Origin of the sequence: Paracoccus onubensis (assembly GCF_003591515.1) — a bacterium.
GTDB classification, from domain to species: domain Bacteria; phylum Pseudomonadota; class Alphaproteobacteria; order Rhodobacterales; family Rhodobacteraceae; genus Paracoccus; species Paracoccus onubensis.
The window spans coordinates 1-3,172 of the sequence record NZ_QZCG01000035.1; the positions used below are offsets into that span (position 1 = coordinate 1).

Genomic DNA, 3,172 nt, shown 5'->3' on the forward strand with positions numbered 1-3,172 from the left:
CCCGATCCCGACCCGCTGCTGCTGCCCCCCCGACAGCGCCGAAGGATAGCTGTCGCCCCGGTCGCCAAGCCCGATCTGCTGAAGGATCTCGGCGGCGCGCGCCTCGGCCTTGGGCTTCGGCCAGTTGCGCACCGTGGTCAGCCCTTCCATGATGTTCTGCCGGGCGGTCTTGTTGGCGAAAAGCGCATAGTTCTGAAAGACGAAGCCGGTCCGCCGCCGTATCGCCAGCATATCGGCCTTGCTCGCACGGGCGACATCAACCGATAGATCGCCAAGCGTGAACCGGCCCTCATCAGGCCGGTCAAGAAAGTTCAGGCAACGCAGCAGGGTGGATTTCCCGGTTCCCGACGGCCCGATGATGGCCACCCTTTCGCCCGGTTGCAGGCACAGGTCGATCCCGTTCAGCACGGTATTGCCGCCGAACCGCTTGACCAGCTTGTCGATCCGTATCTCGCAGCTCACCGCGCCACCGCCTTTCCAAGATGCCGCTCCATCCGCCGCTGCCCGACGGAAAGGATTTCGACGATGGCCCAGTAGAATAGCGCCACAAGCAGAAACGCCTCGAGATACAGAAAGCTGCCGGCTGCCTCTTTCTGCGCCGCGCCCATCATCTCGGTCACGCCAAGGGTGAAGGCCAGCGAGGTGCTTTTGATCATGTCGATGAAGTAATTCATCAGTGTCGGCGCCGCCACCCGCGCGGCCTGCGGCAGGATGATCCGCCGCAAAAGCTGGCCTCGCGTCATGCCGATGGATTGCGCGGCCTCCCATTGGCTGCGATCGACGCCAAGGATCGCGCCGCGGATGCTTTCCGCCATATAGGCCGAAAAATGCAGGGTCAGCCCGAAAATCGCCGCAGTCACCCCGTCGATCGAGGTCAGGAAACTCAGCATCTGCGGCAGGCCGTAATAGAACAGGAACAATTGCACCAGCAAAGGCGTGCCGCGGAAAAAGCTGATGAACACCGCCACGACCCTGTCCACCACCGGGATTCGCAGAACCCGCACCACGGCCAGCAGCGCCGCCAATACCAGCGCCGCCGCCATGGCGATAACCGCCATGAACAGGGTCAGCGGGATGTAACCGGCGATCACCGGCACAAGCTCCCACATATAGGCGATGTCCAGCGGGCGCATCAGTCAGCTTCCGCAAGCGGCTTCGTCACATCGGCATCCAGCCATTTCTGCGAGATTTCGGCCAGCTTGCCGTTTTCCTTCAGCGTGGTGATCGCGGCATCCACGCGGTCGCGCAGCGCCGTGCCTTCCTCGTCGTTGCGGAACGGCAGGGCATTGCGGATCTCATCGAAAGGCTGCCCGGCAAGCGCCAGCGGCAGCGGGCTTTTCGCGATTACCTGCGCCGAGGACACCCGGTCCATCACGAAGGCATCCACCCGGCCAAGCGCCGTATCCTGTTCGATATTCGATTCATAGGTGCGGATGTCGATCTCGTCGGCATAGGGAAGGTTACGCAGCAATTCCTCGAAATTCGAGCCAAGGTTGACCGCGACCGACCGGCCCTTGAGGCTTTCCGGCCCGCTGATCTCGCCCTCGTTGCCCTCTTTCACGACGACCTGCGCGCCATCATAGACATAGGGCTGGGTGAAGGCGAATTTCGCTTCGCGCTCGGGGGTGATGGTGATCTGGTTCGCAACCGTGTCGATGCGCCCGGATTCCAGCGCCCCGATCAGACCCGAAAAGGACATGGTGACGAATTCCACCTCATCCCCGGTTTCTTCCGCGACGGCCCGCATGAGATCCACCTCGAATCCCTGCAACTCATCGGCACGGGTGAAGGTAAAGGGAAAATAGCCGCCCGACATGCCGACGCGGATCGTCTCGGCCAGGGCGGGGGCAGACATCGCCCCAAGGGCAAGGATTGCCGAAATAATGGTCTTGCGCATAGCGGACTCCTGATTGGTTCGGCTGCATAGATCGGGTGTTTCAATCTTGACCACAATATCAGGACAAAGATCGTCCGGAAATAAGGATTGAATCGGGCACCTTCTTCACAAAGTAAAACAATTTTCGCAAATTCCCCACAATGCAGGAACATGATTTCAAAGCCTCGCGGCCATTCTGCAGCAAGGGGAACACATTTCCGGAAACTCCGCGTTGCGACTTTGACTGAACAGATTATTGAACTTGCCCGCAAGCTCGCGCAAACTCCGCTCCAACAGGGGAGGATATAACATGAAAAAACTCTGCGCCGCTGCCCTAATGGCCGCCATCGCCGCGCCCGCCGCCGCGGAAGAGATCAAGATCGGCTATGCTCTGGCCGAAGACAGCCATTACGGCGTCGCCGCCAAGGCGTTCGAGGAATCGCTGACCGCGGCGCTTGGCGATCAGTTCACCTTCCGGCATTTCCCGTCATCAGGACTTGGAGGCGAACGCGAGGTGGTCGAAGGCGTGCAGCTCGGCACGATCCAGATGACCATCGTCTCGACCGGCACGCTCTCGAATTTCGTCCCTGAATCGGGCGTGTTCGACGTGCCCTTCCTGTTCGACAGCCTCGATCACGCCCGCAAGGTGCTGGATGGCGAGATCGGGCAGGAGATGCTGGCCAAATTCGACGACGCGGGCATGCACGCATTGGCTTGGGGTGAGCAGGGTTTCCGCCATATCACTAATAATCGCGGCCCGATCGCCGCTCCCGAAGACACCGAAGGCCTGAAAATCCGCACCATGGAGAACCCGGTCCATATCACCGCCTTCGAGGCGTTGGGTGCCGCGCCCACCCCGATGGCATGGCCCGAGGTGATCGGTGCGCTTCAGCAGGGCGCGATCGACGGGCAGGAAAACCCGCTTTCGGTAATCGTTTCGGCCAAACTCAGCGAGGTGCAGACATATCTGACGCTGGACGGCCATGTCTATTCGCCAGCCGTGATCCTGATTTCGCCGCAACTCTGGGGCGGTCTGGACGACGAGCAAAAAGCCGCGTTCGAAACCGCCACCAAGGATGCCGTCACCGCGATGCGTGCCTATGTGGACGAGGTGGAAACCTCGGGCGTCGCCACGCTGAAGGAACAGGGGATGGAGGTCAACGAACTCACAGCGGAACAGAAGGCGGCATTCCGCGACGCGCTGGCCGACCCCTACAAGCAATATGAAGAACAATTCGGCAAGGAGCTGATGGACCGTATCCGGGCCTCCCAATGACAAACCCCGCCCGTTTCTTC

Annotated in this window: 4 protein-coding genes; 1 reads left to right on the top strand and 3 read right to left on the bottom strand. The window is 60.8% G+C overall.

Annotated features, from left to right (window positions below; all coding sequences use genetic code 11):
- The 3 genes from D3P04_RS22975 to D3P04_RS22985 all read right to left on the bottom strand — a co-directional run.
- Positions 1 to 462, bottom strand: a 462-nt coding sequence (locus D3P04_RS22975) for an amino acid ABC transporter ATP-binding protein (RefSeq protein WP_232845144.1), incomplete at its 3' end; no start/stop codon positions are given.
- A complete protein-coding gene (locus D3P04_RS22980) occupies positions 459 to 1,133 on the bottom strand; it encodes an amino acid ABC transporter permease (protein ID WP_119752213.1) in 675 nt (224 codons plus the stop codon). The genes D3P04_RS22980 and D3P04_RS22975, both read right to left, overlap by 4 nt.
- Positions 1,133 to 1,897 (bottom strand): amino acid ABC transporter substrate-binding protein, encoded by a 765-nt coding sequence (locus D3P04_RS22985; protein WP_119752214.1) that lies wholly within the window; start codon positions 1,895 to 1,897, stop codon positions 1,133 to 1,135. Before D3P04_RS22985 ends, D3P04_RS22980 begins: the two co-directional genes overlap by 1 nt.
- Before the next feature lie 289 nt (positions 1,898 to 2,186).
- Between D3P04_RS22985 and D3P04_RS22990 the strand changes: the two genes are divergently transcribed.
- The gene (locus D3P04_RS22990; protein WP_119752215.1) at positions 2,187 to 3,152 is read left to right on the top strand and encodes a TRAP transporter substrate-binding protein; all 966 of its coding nucleotides are present in this window, start codon (positions 2,187 to 2,189) and stop codon (positions 3,150 to 3,152) included.
- The last annotated feature ends 20 nt before the right edge of the window (positions 3,153 to 3,172 follow it).